The sequence below is a fragment of the Streptomyces ureilyticus genome (assembly GCF_011045025.1).
In the GTDB taxonomy this organism is placed as follows: Bacteria; Actinomycetota; Actinomycetes; order Streptomycetales; family Streptomycetaceae; genus Streptomyces; species Streptomyces ureilyticus.
In genome coordinates this window covers 23,675-48,867 of the sequence record NZ_JAAKZX010000056.1, presented here as the reverse complement: position 1 = coordinate 48,867, position 25,193 = coordinate 23,675, and the positions used below count along the sequence as shown (strand labels likewise).

23 protein-coding genes are annotated in these 25,193 nt (G+C 70.4%); 9 read left to right on the top strand and 14 right to left on the bottom strand.

Features of this window, described 5'->3' with window-relative positions; translation table 11 throughout:
- Nucleotides 1–54: 54 nt before the first annotated feature.
- The 7 genes from G6048_RS19455 to ssd all read right to left on the bottom strand — a co-directional run bounded on the left by G6048_RS19455 (nt 55) and on the right by ssd (nt 5,628).
- Nucleotides 55–507, bottom strand: coding sequence for an Rv3654c family TadE-like protein (locus G6048_RS19455; protein WP_165340827.1), 453 nt, complete (start codon nt 505–507; stop codon nt 55–57).
- On the bottom strand, nt 504–914 hold the full coding sequence (locus G6048_RS19450) for a TadE family type IV pilus minor pilin (RefSeq protein ID WP_165340826.1): 411 nt from the start codon (nt 912–914) through the stop codon (nt 504–506). Before G6048_RS19450 ends, G6048_RS19455 begins: the two co-directional genes overlap by 4 nt.
- Nucleotides 901–1,251, bottom strand: coding sequence for a DUF4244 domain-containing protein (locus G6048_RS51425; RefSeq protein WP_328826384.1), 351 nt, complete (start codon nt 1,249–1,251; stop codon nt 901–903). The genes G6048_RS19450 and G6048_RS51425 overlap by 14 nt, the downstream gene beginning before the upstream one ends.
- 27 nt (nt 1,252–1,278) lie before the next feature.
- The gene (locus tag G6048_RS19440) at nt 1,279–2,055 is read right to left on the bottom strand and encodes a type II secretion system F family protein (RefSeq protein ID WP_165340825.1); all 777 of its coding nucleotides are present in this window, start codon (nt 2,053–2,055) and stop codon (nt 1,279–1,281) included.
- Nucleotides 2,052–2,918: a type II secretion system F family protein gene (locus tag G6048_RS19435; protein WP_165340834.1), complete on the bottom strand. Its 867-nt coding sequence runs from the start codon at nt 2,916–2,918 to the stop codon at nt 2,052–2,054. The genes G6048_RS19440 and G6048_RS19435 overlap by 4 nt, the downstream gene beginning before the upstream one ends.
- 20 nt (nt 2,919–2,938) lie before the next feature.
- On the bottom strand, nt 2,939–4,126 hold the full coding sequence (locus G6048_RS19430) for a TadA family conjugal transfer-associated ATPase (RefSeq protein WP_235990038.1): 1,188 nt from the start codon (nt 4,124–4,126) through the stop codon (nt 2,939–2,941).
- A 389-nt stretch (nt 4,127–4,515) separates the two neighbouring features.
- On the bottom strand, nt 4,516–5,628 hold the full coding sequence (gene ssd, locus G6048_RS19425; protein ID WP_206341794.1) for a septum site-determining protein Ssd: 1,113 nt from the start codon (nt 5,626–5,628) through the stop codon (nt 4,516–4,518).
- Nucleotides 5,629–6,189: 561 nt separating this feature from the next.
- Here ssd and G6048_RS19420 point away from each other — a divergent pair.
- Nucleotides 6,190–7,014: an HAD family hydrolase gene (locus G6048_RS19420; RefSeq protein ID WP_165340823.1), complete on the top strand. Its 825-nt coding sequence runs from the start codon at nt 6,190–6,192 to the stop codon at nt 7,012–7,014.
- 449 nt (nt 7,015–7,463) lie between these two features.
- Here G6048_RS19420 and G6048_RS19415 read toward each other — a convergent pair whose 3' ends face one another.
- Complete coding sequence (locus G6048_RS19415) at nt 7,464–8,288, bottom strand: Fic family protein (protein WP_165340822.1); 825 nt, start codon at nt 8,286–8,288, stop codon at nt 7,464–7,466.
- Nucleotides 8,289–8,389: 101 nt separating this feature from the next.
- Here G6048_RS19415 and G6048_RS19410 point away from each other — a divergent pair, with 101 nt between their 5' ends.
- The gene (locus G6048_RS19410) at nt 8,390–9,370 is read left to right on the top strand and encodes an ATP-binding protein (protein WP_165340821.1); all 981 of its coding nucleotides are present in this window, start codon (nt 8,390–8,392) and stop codon (nt 9,368–9,370) included.
- 59 nt (nt 9,371–9,429) lie between these two features.
- Here G6048_RS19410 and G6048_RS19405 read toward each other — a convergent pair whose 3' ends face one another.
- A complete protein-coding gene (locus G6048_RS19405; protein ID WP_165340832.1) occupies nt 9,430–10,716 on the bottom strand; it encodes a polysaccharide deacetylase family protein in 1,287 nt (428 codons plus the stop codon).
- A gap of 293 nt (nt 10,717–11,009) precedes the next feature.
- Here G6048_RS19405 and G6048_RS19400 point away from each other — a divergent pair, with 293 nt between their 5' ends.
- From G6048_RS19400 to G6048_RS49645, 6 genes are all read left to right on the top strand, one after another.
- Nucleotides 11,010–13,463: a bifunctional SulP family inorganic anion transporter/carbonic anhydrase gene (locus G6048_RS19400; protein ID WP_235990037.1), complete on the top strand. Its 2,454-nt coding sequence runs from the start codon at nt 11,010–11,012 to the stop codon at nt 13,461–13,463.
- Nucleotides 13,464–13,637: 174 nt separating this feature from the next.
- Entirely contained in the window at nt 13,638–15,635 is a 1,998-nt protein-coding gene (acs, locus tag G6048_RS19395) for an acetate--CoA ligase (RefSeq protein ID WP_165340831.1), read from the top strand.
- A 204-nt stretch (nt 15,636–15,839) separates the two neighbouring features.
- Nucleotides 15,840–17,246 (top strand): Na+/H+ antiporter NhaA, encoded by a 1,407-nt coding sequence (gene nhaA, locus G6048_RS19390; RefSeq protein ID WP_165340820.1) that lies wholly within the window; start codon nt 15,840–15,842, stop codon nt 17,244–17,246.
- A gap of 76 nt (nt 17,247–17,322) precedes the next feature.
- Entirely contained in the window at nt 17,323–17,811 is a 489-nt protein-coding gene (locus G6048_RS19385) for a phage holin family protein (protein ID WP_165340819.1), read from the top strand.
- The gene (locus G6048_RS19380) at nt 17,808–18,758 is read left to right on the top strand and encodes an alpha/beta fold hydrolase (protein WP_165340818.1); all 951 of its coding nucleotides are present in this window, start codon (nt 17,808–17,810) and stop codon (nt 18,756–18,758) included. The genes G6048_RS19385 and G6048_RS19380 overlap by 4 nt, the downstream gene beginning before the upstream one ends.
- Before the next feature lie 142 nt (nt 18,759–18,900).
- Nucleotides 18,901–19,080 carry a hypothetical protein gene (locus G6048_RS49645; RefSeq protein ID WP_165340817.1) on the top strand — a complete coding sequence of 60 codons (180 nt, stop codon included), beginning with the start codon at nt 18,901–18,903 and terminating at the stop codon, nt 19,078–19,080.
- Between the two features lie 35 nt (nt 19,081–19,115).
- On the opposite strand, the gene G6048_RS19370 is transcribed toward G6048_RS49645, so the two are convergent.
- The 3 genes from G6048_RS19370 to nth form a co-directional block, all read right to left on the bottom strand.
- The gene (locus G6048_RS19370) at nt 19,116–20,315 is read right to left on the bottom strand and encodes a MarP family serine protease (protein ID WP_165340816.1); all 1,200 of its coding nucleotides are present in this window, start codon (nt 20,313–20,315) and stop codon (nt 19,116–19,118) included.
- A gap of 120 nt (nt 20,316–20,435) precedes the next feature.
- Nucleotides 20,436–21,131, bottom strand: a complete 696-nt coding sequence (locus G6048_RS19365; RefSeq protein ID WP_165340815.1) for an NUDIX hydrolase — start codon at nt 21,129–21,131, stop codon at nt 20,436–20,438.
- 52 nt (nt 21,132–21,183) lie between these two features.
- A complete protein-coding gene (nth, locus tag G6048_RS19360) occupies nt 21,184–22,167 on the bottom strand; it encodes an endonuclease III (protein WP_165340814.1) in 984 nt (327 codons plus the stop codon).
- A gap of 251 nt (nt 22,168–22,418) precedes the next feature.
- Here nth and G6048_RS19355 point away from each other — a divergent pair, with 251 nt between their 5' ends.
- Nucleotides 22,419–23,093, top strand: coding sequence for a Crp/Fnr family transcriptional regulator (locus G6048_RS19355; protein WP_016642758.1), 675 nt, complete (start codon nt 22,419–22,421; stop codon nt 23,091–23,093).
- Nucleotides 23,094–23,424: 331 nt separating this feature from the next.
- Here G6048_RS19355 and G6048_RS19350 read toward each other — a convergent pair whose 3' ends face one another.
- Complete coding sequence (locus G6048_RS19350; RefSeq protein ID WP_165340813.1) at nt 23,425–24,255, bottom strand: MBL fold metallo-hydrolase; 831 nt, start codon at nt 24,253–24,255, stop codon at nt 23,425–23,427.
- Nucleotides 24,252–25,121: an NUDIX hydrolase gene (locus tag G6048_RS19345; protein WP_165340812.1), complete on the bottom strand. Its 870-nt coding sequence runs from the start codon at nt 25,119–25,121 to the stop codon at nt 24,252–24,254. Before G6048_RS19345 ends, G6048_RS19350 begins: the two co-directional genes overlap by 4 nt.
- Nucleotides 25,122–25,193: the final 72 nt, after the last annotated feature.

Here is a 25,193-nt window from a genome sequence, read left to right as displayed (position 1 = left end):
GGGGTGAGGTGGCGGAGGGGTAGCTCGACACGAGCGCCGGGTCCCTCCACGGGTTCATCCCCTCTCAGGCTCCGCTGCCTCACCCCCGGGGTGAGGCGGAGCTATCACCCCCTCAGGTCCCGCCGGTGGCTTCGGCCCCGCCGGTCCCGCCCGAGACCTGACCTCCGCGGTGAACGGCCCCCGCCCCGCCGCGACCCTGACGTCCGAGATCTCGCCGTAGACGGCGCACCGGACGATGCGGGTGCCCTGGGCCCGCGCCACCCGGTCCGCCTGGGCGCAGGCCGCCGTACCGCCCTCCATCCAGTGGTCGGCCGCCGCGAGGGCCGCCAAGTCGGCGGCACCACCCGCGTGGTGACGTGTCATCACCGCTTGGCTCATCGCGAGGATGGCGCCGAAGAAGACGCACAGCACCGCGATGACGCCCACCGCCGTAACGGTCGCCGAGCCCCGGTCAGAGGAGAACGCTCTCCTCCGCGACTCCCACCATCGCTCGTTCCCCTTCGTCATCCGCCCGCCCCCACCGTCTCCTCGGCCAGGGCCACAGCCTCGTGGTCCAGGTCGAGAGCCAGCGCGTCGGGCCCCGGAGGCTTCGCCGTGACCCGCACACGCACCAGATCTCCCTCGCGCCGAACTGTGACCTGCGCCCCGTCCGGTGCCGTCTCCCGGGCCACCGTCGTCACCGTGCCCGGCGGGTCCTGGCGGGCCGCCGCACGTGCCCCCGCCCGGGCCGCGTCCACGCACTGGATGTGCGCGGACGCGGCCAGCAGGGCCCAGACCAGTGCCAAGGCGAACGCGATCAGCACGGGCAGCACCATGGCCGCCTCCGCCGTCACGAACCCTCGGTCCCCGGCCAGGCGCGGGAACGGATCCCGGCGCCCTGCCGGACGCGCCGCCCGCTCCTCAGAACTGGCCATTGAGCGCTCGCTCCACGATGTCCTGCAGAGCCCCCTTGACCTGCCCACTGGTCACCACCTCGTAGAGCAGCGCCGCGAACCCCACCGCCGCGATCAGCCCCATCGCGTACTCGGAGGTCACCATTCCGGCATCCTTCCGCGCCGCCGAAGCCCTCCGCACCGCCCAGGCAGCCGGCACCGCCCACGCCCTGCCCGCCAGTGCCTGCATCCGGTCGGCCTGCACTCGTACCCGCATTGCCTTGTTCATCCGAACCCCCGTGTAGATCCGCACTGTCGACTCGTTCGACTCGTTCAACTCGTTCACTTCGTCCAGCTGTGCCGGACCTGTTCCATTCATCGCTCGCTCTTCATCACGCCTCGCCGGTCATCCACCACCTCCCAACACCCCGTCCGCGAGCCCGATCACCACAGGAAGCACCCCGATCGCGATGAACGCGGGCAGGAAGCACAGCCCCACCGGCGCGGTGACCATGACGGCCGCCCGCCGCGCACGAGTGGTGGCGGTACGTCCCCACTCCGCGCGGGCCTCCGCGGCGAGGCGGCCGACAGGACTCGCCGCCGGTACGCCCGACTCACCCGCCCGCTCCAGCAGCCGGGCCAATGCCCGGGCGCCGGGCAACGCGGCCAACCCCCGCCATGCCTCGGCCGGTTCACCGCCGAGCCGCACCTCGGCCGCACCCCGCGCGAGCCGTTCTCCCACGGGCCCTTCCAGCGCCTCCCCCACGGCCTGGGACGCCGCTACGGGACTGGCGCCCGCCACAATGCAGGCCGCCAACAGGTCGGCTGCCAGGGGCAGTTGCCGCTCGGCCAGTCCCGAGTCGGACTCCTCTGCCGGAGCCGGCCTGCGCTGCCACCGCCTCACCCCGAACCCGGCTACGAGCCCCACGACGACCCCGGGAACGCCGCCGACGAACACCCAGCAGGCGCTGACGGCACCCACCACCGGCAGCCACTTCCGCATCGGGGCCCGAACGGCGAAGCGTCGTCCGGTGGGCGTCGATTCCACGACGTCCAGCACCGCTCGCAGTCTCCTGCGCACCCGCAGCTCCCGCCGCGCCGCCCCCAGAACCCATGCGAGCGACCACAGTCCCGCCACCAGGCACAGGGCCACCCCCAGCCTGTGGACAGCCTCCGTACTCATCCCGCCTCCGCCTTCCGTATGATCCGCAGCGCCCACCACAGCCCGGCGCCCTCCAGCGCCCCGCCGATCAGCAGACAGCCCAGGCCCGCGCCGGTGTGCAGGACGACGTGCAGCGGATCGGCGCCGAGCGCGGTACCGAGGAGCAGACCCAGCAGGGGCAACCCGGCGAGCAGCACCGCCGTCGACCGCGCCCCCGCCAACTGGGCGCGCAGATCGGCCCGTTGGTCCCGCTCCGCGCGGAGCGCCGCCTCCAGCCGGTCGAGGCCGGCCGCGAGTCCGGCACCTCGGTCCACAGCGACCCGCCAGCACGCGGCGAGGCCCAGGAGTCCCTCGGCACCCGGCCGCCGTGCCGCATCCGTGAGCGCGCCGGGCACATCCCCGCCGAACCGCGCCGCCGCCAGCACCACCGCCTGCGCCTCGCCGAGCCCGCCCGAATCACGAGCGGCCCGAAGCAGCGCCTCGCCCGGCTGCCGTCCGGCGCGGACCTCCCCCGCGAGCGCTCCGCACAACACGATCACCGCGTCGGCGCTCCGCTCCCGGATACGGCGCGCCTGACTCACCCGCCGAGCACGCCTCACCAGCGGCACCCCGAGCGCGCCCACGACGAGCGGCACCACGGACGTCCCCAGCAGAGCGACCACCACCCCGGCGACCAGCGACCACCAGTCGCCCCGGCGCCGATGCAACCGCCGTAGCCAGTCCACAGTCGGTGCGGCCCGCTCCCGCGCCCTTCGCTCCCACGTCGGCGGTCCGGCTCTCGCCACCCCGCCACCCGCACACAGCAGTTGAGCCCGCCGAGCACCTGGCCCCTGGCCACCCATCAGCCAGGCCGCCGCCCCGGCACACACCATCGCCGCGACCATCAACACCTCTCCGACCCCCGTCACAAGCCCTCACTCCTCTCACCGAGCAGCCCCCGCAGCCGCTCCCAGCCCCGCTCATACGCGAAGGCCTCCGCGCCCCAGCGCAGCGCCGGCACCGTCACGACGAGCCCCGCCGGATCCCGCTCCAGCACATGAACTTCGGCGATCCGCCGCCTCCCGGCCCGGTCGCGTACGAGATGGAGCACCACCGAGAGAGCTGCCGCCACCTGGCTGTGCAGGGCGGCTCGGTCGAGCCCCGCCGCCGTACCCAGCGCCTCCAATCGGGCGGGTACCAATGACGCGGCGTTCGCGTGGACGGTGCCACCGCCGTTGTGGCCGGTGTTCAACGCGGCCAGCAAGTGGGCGACTTCGGGCCCGCGGACCTCACCGACGACCAGCCGGTCCGGGCGCATCCGCAGAGCCTGGCGTACCAAGTCCTGGAGTGTGACGAGTCCAGCGCCCTCCTGGTTGGCGGGTCTGGATTCGAGGCGTACGACGTGGGGGTGATCGGGGCGAAGCTCCGCCGAGTCCTCGGCGAGCACGATCCGCTCACCCGGTCCGATCAGCCCCAGCAGGGCGCTCAGGAGCGTTGTCTTGCCGCTGCCCGTACCGCCGCTGATCAGGAAGGACAGCCGGGCATCGAGCAGTGCCCTCAGCACCCGGTCGCCGCCCGGGGGTACCGTCCCCGCCGCCACCAGCTCGTCGAGTGTGAACGCCCGCGGCCGCACGACCCGCAACGACAGGCACGTCGAGCCGACCGCGACCGGTGGCAGCACGGCATGCAGACGCGTGCCATCCGGAAGCCGGGCGTCGACCCAGGGGTGCGCGTCGTCGAGCCGCCGCCCGGCCACGGCCGCGAGGCGCTGTGCGAGCCGCCGTACGGCCGCCGCGTCCGGAAAGGAGACGGCCGTCAGCTCCAGGCCGCCGCCCCGGTCCACCCATACTCGGTCGGGCGCCGAGACCAGCACATCGGTCACCGAGGAATCGGCGAGCAGCGGCTCCAGCGGACCGGACCCGACCAGCTCGGAGCGCAACCGCTCGGCCGCGCCGAGCACTTCGGCATCCCCCAGCACCCGCCCCTGGTCGCGCAAGGCCTGCGCCACCCGGGCTGGAGTCGGCTCGGCCCCACTCTCGGCCAGCCACTGCCGCACCCCGTCCAACAGCTCTTCATCGGCAGGCCACTTGACGCTAGTACGCCCGCCCGTCAGCCTCGCGTCCGCCGGCAATCCCACGCCCGCACGTCCACCGACCGGCCCCGCAACCGCGGGCCGCCCCACTCCCGCTCGCCCGCCGGTCGGCCCTGTATCCACAGACCAGCCCACGCCCGTACGACCATCCGCCGACCTCGCCTCCGCAGGCAAACCCACACCCGCAGGCTCACCGACCGACCCCGCAACCACAGACGGCCCAACTCCCGCTCGCCTGCTGGACGACCCCGCATGCGCAGGCCAGTTCACGCCCGTACGACCATCCGTCGGCCTCACGCCCGCAGACGAATCCACACCCGCACGCCCGTCCAACGACCCGGCGTCCACAGGCAGCCCCGCAACACCCGTACGTCCGCCGAGCCCTCCGCCACGCACGCGCGTGCCCCCGCTCATACGCTCCCTCCCGCCATCGCGGCCCGCTCCCAGAACGCCGAGCAGAAGCGGGCAAGTGGCCCCCGTGCGTCGGCTCCGGGTGGAGCCCCGCGTTCCTGGGCCACCGGCAGTCCCGCCTCCATGGGGACCTCGCCCGCCAAGGGGAGCCCGAGCAGTCGGGCCACCTCCTTGTCGTCCAGGCCGGGTGCGTACGGCCCTCGTACCGCGACCCGCAGATCGCGCAGGACCATGCCGACCACGGACGCCACCCGCCCTGCCGCCGCGACGGCGCGCAGTTCGGCGGGTACCACGAGGAGCCCGAGGTCCAGCTGGGCGAGAACCTCCGCGACGCCTTCGTCGATCCGGCGCGGCAGGTCCACGACCACCGTGCCACCTCGCCGTCGGGCCGCGGCCAGCACCGCGCGGACGGCCTCGGGCGCGATGACGACACAGTCGCCGCGGTCCCAGCTGAGGACACGCAAAGCGTGCAGCTCGGGCAGCGACTCCTCCAGAGCACCGCCGCCGACCCGGCCGCGCGAGCCGGCGAAGGCCGGCCAGCGCAGGCCCTCGGCTGTTTCGCCGCCGAGGAGTACGTCCAGTCCGCCGCCCAGCGGATCCGCGTCCACGAGCAGGGTGCGCCGCCCCTCGCGCGCCGAGGTGACCGCGAGAGCGCAGGCGAGCGTGGACGAACCGGCCCCGCCACGACCGCCGATCACGCCCACGGTGAGCGCGGGCGGGCCGACTCCTTCGGCCACGTCGGCGATCCGGTCGACCAGCCATTGTTCGCCATCCGGCAGCAGCAGGACATGGTCGGCGCCGATCTCCACGGCCCGCTGCCACACCCCCGGATCGTCCTGATCCCGCCCTACCAGCACCACTCCGCGCCTGCGCCCTGCCCCGCGCACCCGCCGCGCGGCATCATCGCCGACCAGCACCAAGGGCGCCGTGTCCCAGCCGCCTCCGCGCTCCGGCACCCCGTGGTGCACCTCGGGCCTGGCACCCGCCGCGGCACACAGCCGCAGCAGGTCGTCCAGCAGTTCCACGTCTTCCGTGACGATCAACGGCCTACCCTGTCGCCCCTCGGCGGCCGACGTCCGGTCGTATGTGATGGCTCCCGCCACGATCTCCATCCCCCTTCGCTGCCTGCTCGCGAAGCCCCCGCGGCCCCGCGCATCCCGCCGCGCACAAGAACCGGCAACCGGTCCTCCATATGAACCGCCGATACGAACCGGCCATAGCCCCGGACAAACCGAACCGGCCATGAACTCGCACTCGGCGGCACGCGCTGGAATCACGGTGCAGCGATCCCGGAAATCGTGTGGATCTTGGTCGATAACTGTGGACGACCCGATGGTTGTGAATATCGCGTTCACCCAAACCGGTGACTGTTGTGCGACTTCCACAGAGCAGCGCGACGACTACGGATGGTGACGGATCATGCGTATGCGCGAAGAAGCGCCGAAGCCCGCACAACGGACCCGGCGCTCAGCGAAGGAAGAGAGAAAACCCACCCGGACATGCGACGACCCCCGCCGGGGGGGAGAGCGGGGGTCGTCCCCACGGCCGACTCGGGGGGGGAGGAGCCGGACCGGGTTAGCACGGTCGCGAACGATCCGTGACTTCCATGGTGTACCCGAGAGCCTTCTCAGGCAAACCCACGCACCTCACCTTACGCCGAATGGTGGGCGCCTATGCTCACCCTCGTGGAAAACCACTCCTTGCCCCGCACAGCGGCCTTCTTTGATCTGGACAAGACGGTCATTGCGAAGTCGAGCACGCTCACGTTCAGCAAGTCGTTCTACCAAGGTGGACTGATCAACCGCCGGGCTGTGTTGCGTACCGCATATGCCCAGTTTGTCTTCCTCGCGGGCGGCGCCGACCACGACCAGATGGAGCGGATGCGCGAGTATCTGTCCGCGCTCTGCCGCGGCTGGAACGTCCAGCAGGTCAAGGAGATCGTCGCCGAGACGCTGCACGACCTGATCGACCCGATCATCTACGACGAGGCGGCGTCCCTCATCGAGGAGCACCACCTCGCCGGTCGCGACGTCGTGATCGTCTCCACCTCCGGCACGGAGGTCGTCGAGCCCATCGGTGAACTGCTCGGCGCGGACCGGGTGGTGGCGACCCGCATGGTCGTGGGCGACGACGGCTGCTTCACGGGCGATGTGGAGTACTACGCATACGGCCCGACGAAGGCCGAGGCGATCAAGGACCTGGCCGCGTCCGAGGGGTACGACCTCTCGCGCTGCTACGCCTACAGCGACTCGGCCACCGACATCCCGATGCTCGAAGCCGTCGGCCATCCCCATGCCGTCAATCCCGACCGCGCCCTGCGCCGCGAGGCCACTACGCGAGGGTGGCCCATACTCGACTTCCACCATCCGGTGCGGCTCAAGCAGCGGCTGTCCGTGCCGCCCCGGCCTGCCCTGGTCGCGGCGGCGGCGATAGGCGCGGCGGCGGCCACCGCGGGCCTGGTCTGGTACGCGAGCCGACGCCGTTCGGTGGTGAGCTGAGCACGCCGAATCGCCCCGTGCCGATTCGGGTGACCGATTCACTCCTCTTTGAACCCAAAAGTAAAGAAGCGCAGCGAGGGCTTCCGCTTCCTCCGGTCCTGGAGTACAAAGAAGTTAACGGCCCGCGAGACCAAGGATCATCCGAAAGGATCACCTTTAAACGCAACCAAGGCCCCACGGACCGAGCATGAACACAGGGCACCCACGCGACGTCGACCCGTCGATTACGGGCCAGCCGCACCAGGCAACGGGCAAAGTTCCCGACCTGATGGGCAATATCTCGAGGACGCTTGGTAACCCGGTGAACATGCCAGCGGCGGTACGAACTCTCGTACCGCCGCAACCCTGTTCAGGGAGTTTTTCGCCCTCCTAGGAGGCTCCTTTTTTTCGAGCCCCGGAGCGCAGAAGCCCGCGCCGCGAGGCAAGACGTGACAGCGAGAGGCCGAACGTCACGCCGCCCCGCGCTGCAGCGCCTCGCACACCGCCGTCGACTCCCGCGCGCCCAGCTCAACCGCCTTGCCACAGTGGGCGATCCAGGTCGCCATGCCCTCCGGGGTGCCGGAAACGTAACCCTCGAAGGCTGCCAGATAGGCCGCGCGGCCCTGTTCCGCCTGGCCGACCTCTGCGGGGCAGACGGACTTCGGGTCGAGGCCGCTGCCGACCAGGACGATGCGTTCGGCCGCGCGCGCGACCAGGCCGTTGTGGGAGACGAAGGGACGCAGCGCGAGGAGTTCGCCGTGCACCACGGCGGCGGTCACCAGGGCGGGTGCGGAGCTGCCCGCGATGACCAGCTGCGCGAGGCCGTCCAGACGGCCCCCGACCTCGGCCGCGTCGGGCAACGGCAGTTCGATCAGCGGCTCGTCGACGGATTCGCCGTCCTGCCGCGGCCGGCCGACCTCGTCCGCCTTGTCCGCGGCAGCCACCAGGTGCAGCCGCGCGAGTACCCGAAGGGGCGATTGCCGCCAGATGGACAGGAGTTGACCTGCCTCGGCAGTCAACCGGAGGGCCGCGCCCACCACTCTGGCCTCGTCGTCAACACTGAAGTCGGTGCGCCGGCGCACCTCTTCGAGTGCCCAGTCGGCGCCGGACAGCGCAGCGGAGCCTCGCGCTCCGCGCAGCGCGGCCTCGGAGGTGACCTCGTTGCTGCGGCGCCGCATGATGCGATGCCCGTACACCCGGTCTACGGCCTTGCGCACGGACTCCACGGATTCGGCGACGCCGGACAGCGAGCCCAGTGTCGCGAGAGGGTCGGCGTTCGCACCTGTCGTACTCATGGGTACGACCCTACGCACCACTGTGACCATCCCCACGATGGAGTGGTCTTCTTCACGTTTGGCGGCGACCAGACGTGGTTCGACCACTAGGCTTACTGAACATGAAAATTGCTTTCGTTGGGAAGGGCGGCAGCGGCAAGACCACCCTGTCCTCGCTCTTCATCCGTCACCTCGCGGCCACGGGATCGCCGGTCGTCGCGGTCGACGCCGACATCAACCAGCACCTCGGGCCCGCACTCGGACTCGACGAGGCGGATGCCGCAGCACTGCCCGCGATGGGCGACCGGCTTCCGCTGATCAAGGACTACCTGCGCGGCTCCAACCCGCGTATCGCCTCCGCCGAGACGATGATCAAGACGACACCTCCCGGAGAGGGCTCCCGGCTGCTGCGGGTGGTCGAGAACAACCCGGTGTACGACGCCTGTGCGCGAGCCATGGAACTCGACGGCGGCGCCGTCCGTTTGATGGTCACCGGCCCGTTCACCGAGGCCGATTTGGGAGTGGCCTGCTACCACTCCAAGACCGGTGCAGTGGAGCTCTGCCTGAATCATCTCGTCGACGGCCAGAGCGAGTACATCGTCGTCGACATGACGGCGGGCTCGGACTCCTTCGCGTCCGGCATGTTCACCCGTTTCGACATCACGTTCCTCGTCGCCGAGCCGACCCGGAAGGGGGTCTCCGTCTACCGCCAGTACAAGGAGTACGCGCGCGACTTCGGCGTCACCCTGAAGGTCGTCGGCAACAAGGTGCAGGGCCAGGACGACATCGACTTCCTCCGCGCCGAGGTCGGGGACGACCTCCTGGTGACGGTCGGGCACTCGGACTGGGTGCGCGCCATGGAGAAGGGCCGCCCGCCCCGCTTCGAGCACCTGGAGGACGCAAACCGCCGCGCACTGCAGGCACTTCAGTCCGCCGCGGACGCCACGTACGAGCTGCGCGACTGGGAGCGCTACACGCGTCAGATGGTGCACTTCCACCTGAAGAACGCGCAGTCCTGGGGCAATGAGCGGACGGGTGCCGACCTGGCCGCCCAGGTCGACCCCGCCTTCGTACTGCGTGAGGCCGAGAGCGCCACGGCGTGACGGCCAGGGTCTGTCCGGCATGATCCGCCGGGCAGGCCCTGACATCGGCCGACCGGGCGCTACGGCTTCGCTGCCGTGGTGCCCGGGACGCCCTTCGAGGCGGGTGCGGGTGGCGTCGGCCGGGCGGTGAGGAACGACGTCCAGCCCTGCTTCGGGGCCTGGCCGACCTCGAGGGTGCGGAGCTTGGCCAGGGTCCGCGGGTCCTGGGCGTCGAGCCAGTCGGTGAGTTGCCGGAAGGAGACGCAGCGCACCTCACGCCGGGTGCAGACGCGCTCGATGGTCTCCTGCACCGCGCGCATGTAGGTGCCGCCGTTCCAGGACTCGAAGTGGTTGCCGATGATCAGGGGCGCGCGGTTGCCGTGGTAGGCGCGGGCGAAGCCCCTGAGCAGGCCGTCACGCATCTGGTCGCCCCAGTACTTGTGCTTGGCCCGGTCGCCCCGGGATGTGGTGCCCGACTGGTTGACCATGAAGTTGTAGTCCATGGCGAGCGTCTCGAAGTCGCGTCCCGGGAACGGGACGAGCTGCATCGACAGGTCCCACAGGTCCTGCTCCTTCTTGGGCCAGACCTGGTCGTTGACGCCGCTGGTGTCGTAGCGGAAGCCCATCTCACGGGCCGCACGCAGGAAATTCTGCCGGCCCTCCAGGCACGGCGTGCGGGCGCCGATCAGTTCTTTGTCGTAGTCGAAGGGCAACGGGGAGGCCTGCCGTGTGCCCGTATTGGTCTTCCAGGACTGCACGAACGACTTGGCCTGGGCGATCTCGCTCTTCCAGTCCTCGACCGACCAGTCACCCACGCCACCGCTGCCGCAGAAGTGGCCGTTGAAGTGGGTGCCGATCTCGTTGCCCTCGAGCCAGGCGCCGCGCAGCTGTTCCGCCGTGTCCCAGACACCCTGCCTGTCATTGAAGCCGATGTCGGAGCGGCCGGCTGAGCGCCCCGGGGGGCGGTAGAGGGCGCGCTTCTCGTCCGGCAGCATGTACACGCCGCTGAGGAAGTACGTCATCGTCGCCTTGTTGTCCCGGGCCACCTCGCGGAAGTGGGAGAACAGCTTCTGGCTGTCCTCGCCCGCGCCGTCCCACGAGAACACCACGAACTGCGGCGGTTTCTGACCGGACCTCAGCCGCTCGGGTCGGGGCAGATGCGGCTGCGCGCCGGTGAAGGCGGTGGAGCCGTCGCCGATCAGACGGAGCGCGTTCTTCGGCGCCTGGGCGCCCGCGGCGGCGCTCTTGGACGCCCGGGCGCCGGTCGCCCTCTCCACGCCGGCGTCACCGGTCGCACAACCCGCGAGGGCGGCCCCGCAGAGCGCGGTGACCATGACGCCCATGGCGATTCTCTGGCTGGCGCCCACCATCCGCCCACCTACTTCCTTCAGATCCGGGAAAACCCGGGCGAACACCGACAGCGCCGCCAAGGTCGCACGGGGATCCGAAGGAATTAGTGCGACAAGCCGATGAATGTGCGTATTAACTCGCCAGAGTGAATCACTAGCCCATTTGCGCTAGTTTCTGCCCCATGGTCTTTACTCTCCATTACCATTCATTTACCGAGAGTTGAGAAATCCCGCAACTGTAAGGCCGTGTCCCACGGCCGCCCCCTGAAGCCCTTCTACAACCACGCGGCCCCGGAGGAGACGGAAACCAAATGTCTACTTGCACCACCCCCCGAAGCGACGACTCTTCGCATCTGCCCGACGATGGGAGGCCGCACAGCCCGCCCTCGCCCCGCCGCCGCGGTCCCCGGATCGCGGCCGCCGACCTGTCCGCCTCGATCGCCGTCTTCCTGATCGCGCTGCCGCTGTCCCTCGGCATCGCCCTGGCGACCGGGGCACCGTTGCAGGCGGGCCTCGTCGCCGCCGCCGCCGGCGGGCTCCTGGTCGGCCGGCTCGGTGGCGCACCGCTCCAGGTGAGCGGGCCCGCTGCCGGACTCACGGTGGTCACCGCCGACCTCATCCAGCAGTACGGCTGGCGTACGACCTGCGCCATCACCGTGCTCGCCGGGCTCGCCCAACTCGCCCTGGGCTTCCTGCGGGTGGCACGCTCGGCGCTCGCCGTGAGCCCTGCGATCGTGCACGGCATGCTGGCCGGCATCGGCATCACCATCGCCGTCGCCCAGTTGCACATCGTGCTCGGCGGCTCACCGCGCAGCTCCGTCGTCGACAACGTCCGCGAGTTGCCCGCCCAGTTGGCCGACCCACGTTTGGCGGCGCTGGCGACGAGCGTCCTGACGCTGGCCGTTCTGCTGCTGTGGCCGCGCATTCCCGGGCAGGCCGGGCGAGTTGTCCGTACGGTGCCGGCGGCGCTCGCCGCGGTCGCGGCAGCCACGGCGGCAGCGGCGGTCGCCGGGCTGCAGCTGCCCCGGGTCGACCTGCCCTCCTGGAACAGTCACACCCTCGCCGGGCTGCCGGAAGGGCCAGTACTGGGCATCGCCGCGGCCGTGCTGACCATCGCGCTGGTCGGCAGCGTCGAGTCGCTGCTCTCCGCGGTGGCCGTGGACAAGCTGGCCGCCGCCCGCAAGCAGGGGCCGCGCATCCCGCGCGCGGACCTCGACCGGGAGCTGCGCGGCCAGGGCGCGGCGAACATCGTCTCCGGGGCGCTGGGCGGACTGCCCGTCACGGGCGTCGCGGTGCGCAGCGCGGCCAACGTCCAGACGGGCGCCGTGAGCCGCAACTCCACGATGCTGCACGGCCTGTGGATCGTGATCGCCGCACTGCTGCTGGTGCCCGTACTGGACTTGATTCCGCTGGCCGCGCTCGCCGCACTGGTGGCGGCCGTCGGCGTACAGATGGTGTCACTCACCCACATCCGCACTGTCACCCGCCACCGCGAGGTCCTGGTGTACGCGGCCACCACGGCGGGCGTGGTGTTCCTCGGCGTCCTCGAAGGCGTCGGGATCGGCGTCGCCGTGGCCGTGGCTGTGGCGCTGCACCGGCTGACCCGTACGCGTATCACCCACGAAGAGGACGAGGGTGGCGTCCATCATGTGCGCGTCCGCGGGCAGTTGACGTTTCTCGCCGTGCCGCGGCTCAGCCGGGCGCTGCATCTGGTGCCCCAAGGGGCGGATGCCGTCGTGGAGTTGGACGGCTCGTTCATGGACCACGCGGCGTACGAGTCGCTGCACGACTGGCAGAGTTCGCACACCACGCACGGCGGATCGGTGGAGCTGACCGGGCGGGGAGGCAGGCGGATCACCGAGCCCGCGGGCGCCGCCCAGTGCCACTGCCGGCCCTGGACGCCTTGGCGCAACCACCAATGCGCCCAGCCGTCGAGGGCCGCGCCGCCGGACGGGGGTGCAGGCGAGCTGGCCAGCGGCATCAGCGCGTTCCAGCGCAACACCGCTCCCCTGGTGCGCGGTGAGCTGGCCCGGCTCGCGCGGGAGGGGCAGCAGCCCTCGCAGCTCTTCCTGACCTGCGCCGACTCCCGGCTGGTCACGTCGATGATCACCTCCAGCGGCCCGGGCGACCTCTTCGTCGTACGCAATGTCGGCAATCTCGTGCCGCCGCCCGGCGAGGAGAGCGGGGACGACTCGGTGGCGGCCGCGATCGAGTATGCGGTGGAGGTGCTCAAGGTGAGATCCATCACCGTGTGCGGGCACTCCGGATGCGGTGCGATGCAGGCGCTGCTGCACGCCGAACCCACCGGCGGGCGGACGCCGTTGAAGCGGTGGCTGCGGTATGGACTGCCGAGTCTGGAGCGGGTTGCCGGGCAGGATGGGCCACCTGCGCGGATCGCCGGACGGACGCCCGCCGACGCCGTAGAGCAGCTCTGTCTGACCAACGTGGTGCAGCAGTTGGAGCATCTGCGGGCCCACGAGTCCGTGGCACGGGCTCTGCGGGCGGGCGCGCTCGAGCTGCACGGGATGTACTTCCACGTGGGCGAGGCCCAGGCGTATCTGCTCACGGACGTACCCGAAAGCCAGAAGTCCCCCGAGAGCCAGGAGTCGCCGGACCACCAGCAGGCACCGGACAAGCAGCAGGCACCCGGCGACCGGTCCGTGGCCAAGCCCGGCCACGAGCCAGGCGGCATGGTGTTCGACCGGGTAGAGGCGAGAGCGCTGTACGAAGTCGGGGCCTCGACCCAGCCCGCGAACAGCCCTTAACCGGCCGCAAGCACCCCACCGCGGCCAGGCTCCCCTCACCCCTGAGCCTGAACCGCACGCCTCCCCCGTCCGTGAAAACGTGTGGCCCCTGTGTGCAGGGGCCACCACCGCCCCGAACAGGTCTAAACCAATTTCGGCGACGGCCCTTGTCACCAGGGGTCCGCGTCTGATGAGCTGGCCTGGGACACAACGGACACCCTGGGAAAGGGAGATGTCGTGAGCAACGAAAGCCTGGCCAACCTGCTTCGTGAGGAGCGCAGGTTCGCGCCGCCCGCTGACCTGGCCGCGAACGCCAACGTCACAGCGGAGGCGTACGAGCAGGCCAAGGCTGACCGGCTCGGTTTCTGGGCCGAGCAGGCGCGCCGGCTGACCTGGGCCACCGAGCCGAACGAGACGCTGGACTGGTCGAACCCGCCCTTCGCCAAATGGTTCGCGGACGGAAAGCTGAACGTCGCGTACAACTGCGTCGACCGCCATGTGGAGGCCGGGCACGGCGACCGGGTCGCGATCCACTTCGAGGGCGAGCCCGGCGACAGCAAGGCCATCACCTATACCGAGTTGAAGGACGAGGTCTCCCGGGCCGCCAACGCCCTTACGGAGATCGGAATTGAGAAGGGCGACCGGGTCGCCATCTACCTGCCGATGATTCCCGAGGCCGTCGTCTCGATGCTGGCCTGCGCCCGCATCGGCGCCGCGCACTCGGTCGTCTTCGGCGGCTTCTCGGCCGACGCCATCGCCACCCGTATCGAGGATGCCAGCGCGAAGCTGGTCATCACCGCGGACGGCGGCTACCGCCGCGGCAAGCCCTCCGCGCTCAAGCCCGCCGTCGACGAGGCGGTCGCCCGGGTCGACGGGGTCGACAAGGTGCTCGTGGTGCGCCGTACGGGCCAGGAGGTCGACTGGACCGAAGGCCGCGACATCTGGTGGCACGAGATCACGCAGAAGCAGTCCGCGGAGCACACGCCCGAGGCGTTCGACGCCGAGCAGCCGCTGTTCATCCTCTACACCTCGGGGACGACGGGTAAGCCGAAGGGCATCCTGCACACCTCAGGTGGCTACCTCACCCAGGCCGCGTACACCCACCACGCCGTCTTCGACCTCAAGCCGGAGACCGACGTCTACTGGTGCACGGCTGACATCGGCTGGGTGACGGGCCACTCGTACATCACGTACGGACCGCTCGCGAACGGCGCGACGCAGGTGATGTACGAGGGCACTCCGGACACCCCGCACCAGGGGCGGTTCTGGGAGATCATCCAGAAGTACGGCGTGACGATCCTCTACACCGCGCCCACCGTCATTCGCATGTTCATGAAGTGGGGCGACGACATCCCCGCGAAGTTCGACCTGTCCAGCCTTCGCGTGCTGGGGTCGGTGGGCGAGCCGATCAACCCCGAGGCGTGGATCTGGTACCGCAAGCACATCGGCGCCGACACGTGCCCGGTCGTGGACACCTGGTGGCAGACCGAGACCGGCTCGATGATGATCTCGCCGCTGCCGGGCGTGACGGAGGCCAAGCCCGGTTCCGCGCAGCGCGCGCTGCCCGGCATCTCCGCCACGGTCGTCGACGACGAGGCGAACGAAGTGCCGGACGGAGGCGGTGGCTATCTCGTCCTCACCAAGCCGTGGCCGTCGATGCTGCGCACCATCTGGGGTGATGACCAGCGGTTCCTCGACACGTACTGGTCGCGGTTCGAGGGCAAGTACTTCGCCGGGGACGGTGCCAAGAAGGACGAGGACGGCGACATCTGGCTGCTCGGCCGGGTCGACGACGTGATGCTCGTGTCCGGGCACAACATCTCCACCACCGAGGTCGAGTCGGCGCTCGTCTCGCACCCCTCCGTCGCCGAAGCGGCGGTCGTGGGCGCGGCGGACGAGACCACCGGCCAGGCCATCGTGGCCTTCGTGATCCTGCGCGGCTCGGCCGCGGAGACCTCGGACCTGGTGGGCGAGCTGCGCGCCCACGTCAGCAAGGCCCTCGGCCCGATCGCCAAGCCCAAGCGGATCCTGCCGGTGGCCGAGCTGCCCAAGACCCGCTCCGGCAAGATCATGCGCCGTCTGCTGCGCGACGTCGCCGAGAACCGCGAGCTCGGTGATGTCACCACGCTCACCGACTCCACGGTGATGGACCTGATCCAGACGAAGCTCCCGTCGGCGGCAAGCGAGGACTGACGGTCGTACGGAGGAAGACGGTCACAGTCGTACGTACGGCCTGAGAGTCGTACGTACGACGAGAGGGGCACCCGGCAACGCGCCGGGTGCCCTTCTTAGGTAGGCTAAGGAAAACGTCAGCAACGCGACAAGAAGCCTCAGGTGCGCCGGGAAGTCTGGTCGGCATGTGCTCTGCCCTGCCCACCGACCGGAGGTCGAATCCACGTGCCCGCGCCTGCTCCCACGACCAACAAAGACCGCAAGGCCCTTGGACGGCTCTCGCTCCCCGAGCGGAACTTCGTCGCGGACGCCCTGCGCACCGAAACCCTCGGCGGCGTGCTCCTGCTCCTCGCCGCGATCGCCGCGCTGATCTGGGCGAACAGCGACTTCAAGGACAGTTACGAGTCCGTCCGCGACGTCCACTTCGGGCCCGCCTCGCTAGGCCTCGACCTCTCCATCGGACACTGGGCCGCCGACGGACTGCTCGCGGTCTTCTTCTTCGTCGCCGGCATCGAGCTCAAGCGTGAGCTGGTCGCCGGCGATCTCAAGGACCGCAGGGCCGCCATGCTCCCGGTCGTCGCCGCGCTCTGCGGCATGGCCGTGCCCGCGCTCGTCTACACGCTGGTCAGCAGCACAGGCGGAGGCTCGCTCGCCGGCTGGGCCGTGCCGACCGCGACCGACATCGCCTTCGCGCTTGCCGTCCTCGCCGTCATCGGTACGTCCCTGCCGAGCGCCCTGCGCGCCTTTCTGCTCACCCTCGCGGTCGTCGACGACCTCTTCGCGATCCTGATCATCGCGGTGTTCTTCACCGACCACCTGGACTTCGCGGCCCTCGGCGGTGCTGTCGTCGGCCTCGCCGTCTTCTGGCTGCTGCTGAGGAAGGGTGTACGCGGCTGGTACGTGTACGTCCCGCTCGCCCTGGTCATCTGGGGGCTGATGTACAACAGCGGCATCCACGCCACCATCGCCGGTGTCGCGATGGGTCTGATGCTGCGCTGCACGCCCCATGAGGGCGAGGCGCACTCCCCGGGCGAGCACATCGAGCATCTCGTACGGCCCGTGTCGGCGGGCTTCGCCGTGCCGCTGTTCGCGCTGTTCAGCGCGGGTGTCGCGGTGTCGGGGGACGCGATCGGAGAGGTGTTCACACGGCCGGAGACGCTGGGTGTCGTGCTCGGGCTGGTCGTCGGCAAGGCGGTCGGCATCTTCGGCGGTACGTGGCTGGCGGCCCGCTTCACCCGGGCGGAACTCTCCGAGGACCTGGCCTGGCCGGATGTCTTCGCGGTGTCCTCCCTCGCGGGCATCGGCTTCACCGTCTCGCTGCTCATCGGCGAGCTCGCCTTCGAGGGCGACGAAGTGCTCACCGACGAGATCAAGGCCGCCGTCCTGATGGGCTCCCTGATCGCGGCCGTCCTGGCGGGAACGCTGCTCAAGATACGGAACGCCAAGTACCGCAAGCTGTGCGAGGCCGAGGAGCTGGACGAGGACCATGACGGCATCCCCGACATATACGAGCAGGACAATCCGGAGTACCACCTGAGGATGGCGGACATCTACGAGCGGAAGGCCGCCGAACATCGCAGGCTTGCCGAAGTGACCGCCGGGGCAAGCGAGGAGAACGACGGTCCGGCATGATCTGACACACACGCAAAACGCCCCAAGAGTCCAGAGGCTCAGGGGTCGAGACGCCCAAGAGAACAGGGAGAACGCGATGAGCGCACCCGACGGCAGCCCGGTCGGCGCCGAACGCAGCATCGGCCAGCTGTTCGCCTCGGCGACGACCGAGATGTCCGCGCTGGTGCACGACGAGATCGCGCTGGCGAAGGCCCAGCTCAAGCGCGACGTCAAGCGCGGTGCGGTGGGCGGTGGCGCGTTCGCGGCGGCCGGGGCGGTACTGATCTTCTCCCTGCCGATGCTGAGCTTCGCGCTGGCGTACGGGATCCGCACCTGGAGCGACTGGAACCTCGCGGTCTGCTTCCTGCTGTCGTTCGCGGCGAACGTGCTGGTCGCGGGCGTGCTCGCCCTGATCGGCGTCGTCTTCGCGAAGAAGGCCAAGAAGGGCAAGGGTCCGCAGAAGACGGCGGCTTCGGTCAAGGAGACCGCGTCCGTCCTGCAGAATGCGAAGCCGCACCCCCGTCAGGTGAACGAGGCCGACCGGGTCGGTGAGGGCGTCAAGGCTGTGGCACGCTCGTCCTCATGACGGACCCCGACACACCCTCGGCGCCCTCCACCTCGGTCGTACGGCTCGACGTGCCCGGCGCGAAAGAGGTGCGTCACCGGGACGTCGCCGCCAACGGCGCGCGTTTCCACATCGCGGAGTTGGGTGACGGACCCCTGGTGCTGCTGCTGCACGGCTTCCCGCAGTTCTGGTGGTCCTGGCGGCATCAGCTGGTCGCGCTCGCCGACGCCGGCTTCCGCGCGGTCGCGATGGATCTACGGGGCGTCGGCGGAAGTGACCGCACGCCCCGCGGCTACGACCCGGCGAACCTCGCCCTCGACATCACCGGGGTCGTACGGTCCCTCGGCGAGCCCGACGCGGCCCTGGTCGGCCATGACCTCGGCGGCTATCTGGCGTGGACGGCGGCCGTGATGCGCCCCAAGCTGGTGCGCCGGCTCGCGGTCGCCTCGATGCCGCACCCCCGGCGCTGGCGCTCGGCGATGCTGTCGGACATGAAGCAGACGAGGGCGGGCTCGTACATCTTGGGCTTTCAGCGGCCCTGGATCCCGGAGCGTCAACTCGTCGCCGACGAGGGCGCCTTGGTGGGCCGTCTCGTACGGGACTGGTCCGGGCCTCGGCTGCCGGACGACGAGGACGTGGCCATGTACCAGCGGGCGATGCTCATTCCGTCGACGGCGCACTGCTCGGTCGAGCCGTACCGCTGGATGGTGCGTTCGCTGGCCCGGCCGGACGGGATCCAGTTCAACCGCCGGATGAAGCGGCCGGTGCGGGTGCCGACGCTGCACTTGCACGGCTCGCTCGATCCGGTGATGCGGACGCGCAGCGCGGCGGGCTCCGGGGTGTACGTCGAAGCGCCGTACCGCTGGCGGCTGTTCGACGGGCTGGGGCACTTTCCGCACGAGGAGGATCCGGTGGCGTTCTCCACCGAGCTCATCAACTGGCTCAAGGACCCAGAACCGGACCGATGAGCCGTCCACGGGAGCGCTCGAGCCGCCGCTGAGGGCCCTCCACGGGAACACCTGTCCTACGAACGGCCAATGCCTGGCGCATAGGCCAATTGGGGGGCATGGGGGCGGTTATCGACCTTGGGGCAGGGGCAGACGTCGGGGTATGGGCTGGACGCACGACTACAGTGACGCAGCACGCAACCGCCGCTCGGCCAGTGGCCTGAGCTCCCACCAGAGGGGCGCCCCGCAGATGCAGGGCACGGACCCCCGGCTGGGCATCCCGCACATTCTGAGGCGCCGGGCCCGCTGGGTCTCGGCGCGCCTGCGCCACCCTCGCGGCTGACCCGCTCGCAACACAGCGGCTCGCGACACACCCGGTTACAGCGCGCAGCTGTCGCTGTCCACCTGCTGGACGGCGGTGCGGCCCTTGGCGATGTCCTCCTGGACCTCGTCCGCGGTGAGCGCGTACCCCGTCTCCGGGTCGTCGAGGGACTTCGCGAAGACCACCCCGTACACCTTGCCGTCCGGGGTGAGCAGCGGGCCACCCGAGTTGCCCTGGCGCACGGTCGCGTAGAGCGAGTAGACGTCGCGGCGAACGGTGCCCCGGTGGTAGATGTCCGGGCCGTCGGCCGTGATGCGGCCGCGTACGCGCGCCGCGTTGACGGTGTACGAGCCGTTCTCCGGGAAGCCCGCGACGATCGCGCCCTCGCCGCTCGCGGCGTCCTGGGACGTGAACTGGAGGGCGGGGGCGCGCAGATCGGGCACGTCGAGTACGGCGATGTCGCGCTCCCAGTCATAGAGCACTACCTTCCCGGCGTACCGTTTGCCCTCGCCGCCTATCTGGACGTACGGCTCGTCGACGCCACCCACCACGTGCGCGTTCGTCATCACGCGGCGCTGGCCGAAGACGAAGCCGGTGCCTTCGAGGACCTTGCCGCAGCTCTCGGCGGTGCCGGTGACCTTGACGATGGAACGCTGGGCGCGGGCGGCGACCGGGCTGTTGGCCAAGGCCGGGTCGGGGGCCTGCACTTCGTTGATGGGCTCGTTCGAGAACGGGCTGAAGACCTGCGGGAAGCCGTTCTGCGCGAGGACGGAGGAGAAGTCGGCGAACCAGGTGTCGGCCTGTGCGGGAAGGGCCCGCGACACGCCGAGCAGCACCTTGGAGTTACGGACCTCCTTGCCGAGCGTCGGCAGTGTCGTACCGGCGAGGGCCGAGCCGATCAGCCAGGCGACCAGCAGCATCGCCACCACGTTGACCAGGGCGCCGCCCGTGGCATCCAGGGCGCGGGCCGGGGACCAGGTGATGTACCGGCGCAGCTTGCTGCCCAGGTGGGTGGTGAGGGCCTGGCCGACGGAGGCACAGACGATCACGATGACCACCGCGACAACGGCGGCCGTGGTGCCCACCTCGGCGTCATCGGTCAGGGCGTCCCAGATGACGGGCAGCAGATAGACGGCGACGAGACCGCCGCCCAGGAAGCCGATCACCGACAGGATGCCGACGACGAACCCCTGGCGATAGCCCACGATCGCGAACCACACGGCGGCGACCAGCAGCAGGATGTCCAGCACGTTCACTGATTCAGGCCTCGCCTCGTCACTTCACGTTCGCCATCGCCCGGCCGGGGGTCCGGCCCGCCGCGCAGCGGCAATGGGACACAGCGACCCCTGGGAAGACACAGCACGCACGCCACCCTGTCATGAGCGCCAGTCGAGCGGGACCCGCTTGTCCCGGTCCCAAGGTCGTTCCCAGCCCGAGTAGTGCAGGAGACGGTCGATGATTCCGGCCGTGAAACCCCAGACCAGGGCCGATTCGACCAGAAATGCCGGACCTCGGTGGCCGCTGGGGTGGACGGTCGTCGCGCGGTTGGCGGGGTCCGTGAGATCCGCCACGGGGACCGTGAAGACCCGGGCCGTCTCGTTCGGATCGACGACACCCACCGGCGTACGTTCGCGCCACCAGCCCAGCACCGGGGTGACCACGAAGCCGCTCACCGGGATGTAGAGCGCGGGCAGCACGCCGAAGAGCTGGACGCCGCGCGGGTCGAGGCCGGTCTCCTCCTCGGCCTCGCGGAGAGCGGCCCGCAGCGGCCCGTCGGCCTTCGGGTCGCCGTCCTCCGGGTCGAGGGCGCCACCGGGGAACGACGGCTGCCCCGCATGCGATCTGAGCGAATGGGCCCGCTCCATGAGCAGCAGTTCGGGGCCGCACTCCCCCTCGCCGAACAGGATCAGCACGGCGGACTGGCGGCCCGCGCCGTTGGCCGGCGGCAGGAAGCGGCTGAGCTGGACCGGCTCCACCGTCTCTACGGCGTGCACCACCGGGTCCAGCCAGTCGGGCAGACCATCCTTGCTCAGGCTCAAGCGGCCGCCCCGCATATCGCTCGCGTGCGTCATCGACACCCCCGTTCTGCTGATCTCAACGCCCGCAGCCCGTCCGATCGTTCCGTCATCCCGAATCCGCCGCAGACGCGCTCGGCACGGGCACCCCCAGCGGCGGCGCGGGGAGGCCACCAGCGTCCAGGTACGCCTGCGGGGGCTTCAGGCGCTGGCCGGGGAAGCCGCCCTTCTCGTACTTCAGAAGCTTCCTGGCCTTCTCCGGGTCCGTCTCGCCCTCTCCGTACGCCGGGCAGAGCGGGGCGATGGGGCAGGCGCCGCAGGCGGGTTTGCGGGCGTGGCAGATCCGGCGGCCGTGCCAGATCACGTGGTGGGAGAGGTCCGTCCAGTCACTCTTGGGGAAGAGCGCGCCCACGGCCGCCTCGATCTTGTCCGGCTCCTTCTGGTCGGTCCACTGCCAGCGGCGGACGAGACGCTGGAAATGGGTGTCCACGGTGATTCCTGGCCGCCCGTAGGCGTTGCCGAGTACGACGAAGGCGGTTTTCCGGCCCACTCCAGGAAGCTTGACCAGGTCCTCCAGGCGTCCGGGGACCTCGCCACCGAAGTCGTCCCGCAGGGCCTTGGAGAGCCCTATCACCGACTTGGTCTTGGCCCGGAAGAACCCGCACGGACGCAGGATCTCCTCGACCTCCTCGGGGTTCGCGGCGGCCAGATCCTCGGGGGTCGGGTACTTGGCGAAGAGCGTCGGCGTCGTCTGGTTCACCCGCAGGTCCGTCGTCTGGGCCGACAGGACGGTGGCGATCACGAGCTGGAAGGGGTTCTCGAAGTCCAGCTCCGGGTGGGCGTACGGGTAGACCTCGGCGAGCTCGCGGTTGATACGGCGGGCGCGGCGGACGAGGGCGGTACGGGATTCGTTCTTCGCAGGCGCAGTCTTCTTGGCAGCCTTTTTCACGGGCGCGGCCTTCTTCGTAGTAGACGTTGCCTTCTTCGCGGCTCCCGGCGTCCGCTTGACCGGTGCCGGATGTGCCGCCTTTGCCGTTTTCTTCGTTCCGTCGGGGCTCTGTTCGCCCACAGCGGAATCGCGACGTGCAGCCACCCGTTCAGCCCCCTTGGCCTGTGCTCTCACCGGCGATTTGGACACCCGGCCAGCCTAAAGCCCACCACTGACATCCGCCCCGGCCCTCCGGGATCGGACCCCAATTGGCCCCCTGCCGCACTGTCCGGCACGTACGTGCGGCAGACTTGTGACTGATCACACTGTTTGGACCGTCCGGCAATATGGGGAACACCGTCCCCTGGTACACGGGGGAGCAAGATCCCCTGAGCAGGTCGACAAGGAGAGAACTCGTGGACGACGTTCTGCGGCGCGCCCCGCTCTTCGCGGCGCTCGATGACGAGCAGGCCGCGGAGCTCCGCGCCTCCATGAGTGAGGTGACCCTCGCGCGCGGCGACGCGCTCTTCCACGAGGGTGACCCGGGTGACCGCCTGTACGTGGTCACCGAAGGCAAGGTCAAGCTCCACCGCACGTCCCCCGACGGCCGCGAGAACATGCTCGCCGTCCTCGGTCCCGGCGAGCTCATCGGCGAGCTGTCGCTGTTCGACCCGGGCCCGCGCACGGCGACTGCCAGCGCGCTGACCGAGGTCAAGCTGCTGGGCCTGGGTCACGGCGACCTTCAGCCGTGGCTGAACGCGCGGCCCGAGGTGGCCGCCGCCCTGCTGCGCGCCGTCGCGCGGCGCCTGCGCAAGACGAACGACCAGATGTCCGACCTGGTCTTTTCGGACGTTCCCGGCCGGGTCGCGCGCGCTCTGCTCGACCTCTCGCGCCGCTTTGGCGTGCAGTCCGAAGAGGGCATCCATGTGGTGCACGACCTCACGCAGGAGGAGCTCGCCCAGCTGGTCGGCGCCTCCCGTGAGACGGTCAACAAGGCGCTTGCCGACTTCGCCGGGCGTGGATGGCTTCGGCTGGAGGCGCGTGCGGTGATTTTGCTGGATGTGGAGCGGTTGGCCAAGCGGTCGCGCTGACGCTGGGTCTTGGCCGTACGTCTGTGGGGTCCCGCCCTTTTGGAGGGCGGGGCCCGTTTGTTGTCGCCCTCGGGGCGGGCCGGTTGTTGTCGCCCTCGGGGGCGGGCCGGGATGGATCTCGCCCCCGCCGCCCCTGCCCGTCCCATCCCTGGGGCTGCGCCCCAGAACCCCGCCAAGGGGTGGGGACGACAGTCGTGTCGCGGCTGACGGCCCGTCGTGGCTGTCGCTCCCCCACTCTCGGCTGCTCCCCCACTCTCGGCTTCGCTCGAGCGGGGGGACCCCCATCGCGGCGGAGCCGCAAATCGACACAGCCCCACGCCCCTTTACGGGGCTAGATGAGGCCGTGCTCCCGTAGGTAGTCCAGCTGTGCTCGTACCGACAGTTCCGCTGCCGGCCACAGGGAGCGGTCCACGTCGGCGTAGACGTGGGCCACCACCTCGCTCGGGGTGCGGTAGCCGTCCTCGACCGCCGTCTCTACCTGGGCCAGGCGGTGGGCGCGGTGGGCCAGGTAGAACTCGACGGCTCCCTGGGCGTCGTCCAGGACGGGGCCGTGGCCCGGCAGCACTGTGTGTACGCCGTCGTCGACCGTCAGGGACCTCAGGCGCCGCAGGGTGTCCAGGTAGTCGCCGAGGCGGCCGTCGGGGTGGGCGACGACCGTGGTGCCGCGGCCCAGGATCGTGTCGCCGGTCAGGACGGCCCGGTCGGCGGGCAGATGGAAGCACAGCGAGTCGGCGGTGTGGCCGGGCGTCGGTACGACGCGCAGCTCCAGGCCGCCCGTCCTGACCACGTCTCCGGCCGCCAGGCCCTCGTCACCGAGCCGCAGCGCCGGGTCGAGCGCCCGTACCTTCGTGCCGGTCAGCTCCGCGAACCGGGTGGCGCCCTCGGCATGGTCGGGGTGCCCGTGCGTCAGCAGGGTCAGCGCGACCCGCTTGCCCGCCTTCTCGGCGGTGTCCACGACATTGCGCAGGTGTACGTCGTCCAGGGGCCCTGGATCGATCACCACCGCGAGCTCGGAGTCCGGCTCCGAGAGGACCCAGGTGTTCGTCCCGTCGAGCGTCATCGGGGACGCGTTGGGGGCGAGAACGTTGATCGCACGCGCAGTGGCGGGGCCATCGAGAACCCCGCCCCGCGGCTGGCCGGGAAGGGCTGCTGCGTCCGTCATGCGGGGGCTCCACCGGTCGGGATGTGCTTCGTGAACTCGTCGTGGCCCGGCCAGGACAGCACCAGCTCGCCGTCCTCCAGGCGGGCCTGGGCCAGGACGGGGGCCAGGTCGCGCCCGGGTGCGGCGGCGAGGGCATCGGCGGCAGTGGCGTACGAGCGGAGCTGGCGCAGGGTCGCGATGGTGGGCGGCATCATCAGGAGGTCGCCCTTGTCGTACGCGTCCGCCGCCTCGCCGGGGCTGATCCAGACGGTGCTGTCGGCCTCCGTGGAGGCGTTGCGGGTGCGCTGCCCCTTCGGGAGGGCGGCCACGAAGAACCAGGTGTCGTAGCGGCGGGGTTCGAACTCCGGGGTGATCCACCGCGTCCACGCCCCCAGGAGGTCGGATCGCAGCACGAGCCCCCTGCGCTCCAGGAACTCGGCGAAGGAGACGTCCCGGGCGACCAGGGCCTCACGGTCCGCCTCCCAGTCGTCGCCCGTGGTGTCACCGACAACGCTGTCCGGGGTGGGTCCGGCGAGCAGCACGCCCGCCTCCTCATACGTCTCGCGCACCGCCGCGCAGACGATCGCCTGGGCGGAGGTCTCGTCGACGCCGAGCCGGGATGCCCACCACGCGCGCGTGGGGCCCGTCCAGCGGATCTGCCGGTCGTCGTCCCTGGGGTCCACACCGCCCCCGGGATACGCGTACGCGCCTCCGGCGAAGGCCATGGAGGCGCGTCTGCGCAGCATGTGTACGGCGGGAGTGCCGTCGGTGTCCTTGAGCAGCATGACGGTGGCCGCCCGCTTGGGGACGACCGGTGTGAGCCTGCCCTCCGCGAGCGCGCGGATACGGTCCGGCCACTCCGGGGGGTACCACTGCCCATTCGCCATGCGCGGAGGCTATCCCGTAGAGAGCTGATGTTCGAGAGGCAACAATTGGCTGCTCCAGGGGCCGCCCCGGAG

Coding starts and splice junctions, on each gene's coding strand:
- G6048_RS19455 (WP_165340827.1), bottom strand. CDS start 507: ATGACGAAGGGGAACGAGCGATGGTGGGAGTCGCGGAGGAGAGCGTTC.
- G6048_RS19450 (WP_165340826.1), bottom strand. CDS start 914: ATGGCCAGTTCTGAGGAGCGGGCGGCGCGTCCGGCAGGGCGCCGGGAT.
- G6048_RS51425 (WP_328826384.1), bottom strand. CDS start 1,251: ATGAATGGAACAGGTCCGGCACAGCTGGACGAAGTGAACGAGTTGAAC.
- G6048_RS19440 (WP_165340825.1), bottom strand. CDS start 2,055: ATGAGTACGGAGGCTGTCCACAGGCTGGGGGTGGCCCTGTGCCTGGTG.
- G6048_RS19435 (WP_165340834.1), bottom strand. CDS start 2,918: ATGGTCGCGGCGATGGTGTGTGCCGGGGCGGCGGCCTGGCTGATGGGT.
- ssd (WP_206341794.1), bottom strand. CDS start 5,628: ATGGAGATCGTGGCGGGAGCCATCACATACGACCGGACGTCGGCCGCC.
- G6048_RS19420 (WP_165340823.1), top strand. CDS start 6,190: ATGCTCACCCTCGTGGAAAACCACTCCTTGCCCCGCACAGCGGCCTTC.
- G6048_RS19415 (WP_165340822.1), bottom strand. CDS start 8,288: ATGAGTACGACAGGTGCGAACGCCGACCCTCTCGCGACACTGGGCTCG.
- G6048_RS19410 (WP_165340821.1), top strand. CDS start 8,390: ATGAAAATTGCTTTCGTTGGGAAGGGCGGCAGCGGCAAGACCACCCTG.
- G6048_RS19400 (WP_235990037.1), top strand. CDS start 11,010: ATGTCTACTTGCACCACCCCCCGAAGCGACGACTCTTCGCATCTGCCC.
- G6048_RS19385 (WP_165340819.1), top strand. CDS start 17,323: ATGAGCGCACCCGACGGCAGCCCGGTCGGCGCCGAACGCAGCATCGGC.
- G6048_RS19380 (WP_165340818.1), top strand. CDS start 17,808: ATGACGGACCCCGACACACCCTCGGCGCCCTCCACCTCGGTCGTACGG.
- G6048_RS49645 (WP_165340817.1), top strand. CDS start 18,901: ATGGGCTGGACGCACGACTACAGTGACGCAGCACGCAACCGCCGCTCG.
- G6048_RS19365 (WP_165340815.1), bottom strand. CDS start 21,131: ATGACGCACGCGAGCGATATGCGGGGCGGCCGCTTGAGCCTGAGCAAG.
- G6048_RS19350 (WP_165340813.1), bottom strand. CDS start 24,255: ATGACGGACGCAGCAGCCCTTCCCGGCCAGCCGCGGGGCGGGGTTCTC.
- G6048_RS19345 (WP_165340812.1), bottom strand. CDS start 25,121: ATGGCGAATGGGCAGTGGTACCCCCCGGAGTGGCCGGACCGTATCCGC.